Source organism: Bacillus sp. VT 712 (genome assembly GCF_001614195.1).
Taxonomy (GTDB): Bacteria; Bacillota; Bacilli; order Bacillales; family Bacillaceae_H; genus Priestia; species Priestia flexa.
This window is the reverse complement of record NZ_LWBK01000100.1, coordinates 1-728: the sequence shown is the minus strand read 5'-3', so window position 1 is coordinate 728 and position 728 is coordinate 1. Positions and strand designations below refer to the sequence as shown.

Below are 728 nucleotides of genomic sequence, written 5' to 3'. Positions count from 1 at the left end.
CGGATTGTAGGCTGCAACTCGCCTACATGAAGCTGGAATCGCTAGTAATCGCGGATCAGCATGCCGCGGTGAATACGTTCCCGGGCCTTGTACACACCGCCCGTCACACCACGAGAGTTTGTAACACCCGAAGTCGGTGGGGTAACCTTTATGGAGCCAGCCGCCTAAGGTGGGACAGATGATTGGGGTGAAGTCGTAACAAGGTAGCCGTATCGGAAGGTGCGGCTGGATCACCTCCTTTCTAAGGACTTTTACATGAAAAGCGAAGGCGATTGTTTAGTCATGAAAAGCGTTGGAGCTTTTGACAGGGAAACCGTTATTTGGTGTCGTTGACAAAAGTGAAACGGTCGAATGACTAGGAGCCGTAGCTAGACAAGACGTACGTTTTGAAGCTTTGTTCAGTTTTGAGAGTTCAATCTCTCATTTAATAGAAAGTACATCACTTTCTTCTTATTAGATAAGAAGAATTTTGAGTGCGATTGTTCTTTGAAAACTAGATAACAGTAATAGCTGAGGAAAAGTGAAACTTTTCTTTAATCAAACCAATAAATAACGCAACGCAAGTTGCACCATTTATTCGCTAATGGTTAAGTTAGAAAGGGCGCACGGTGAATGCCTTGGCACTAGGAGCCGATGAAGGACGGGACTAACACCGATATGCTTCGGGGAGCTGTAAGTAAGCTTTGATCCGGAGATTTCCGAATGGGGAAACCCACTGTTCGTAATGG

At 45.7% G+C, this 728-nt stretch carries 2 rRNA genes; both read left to right on the top strand.

What is annotated here, in order from left to right:
• Positions 1-241: ribosomal RNA gene (locus A2U94_RS20165) — 16S ribosomal RNA — on the top strand; the annotation flags it as partial.
• Positions 242-585: 344 nt separating this feature from the next.
• Positions 586-728: ribosomal RNA gene (locus A2U94_RS20160) — 23S ribosomal RNA — on the top strand; the annotation flags it as partial.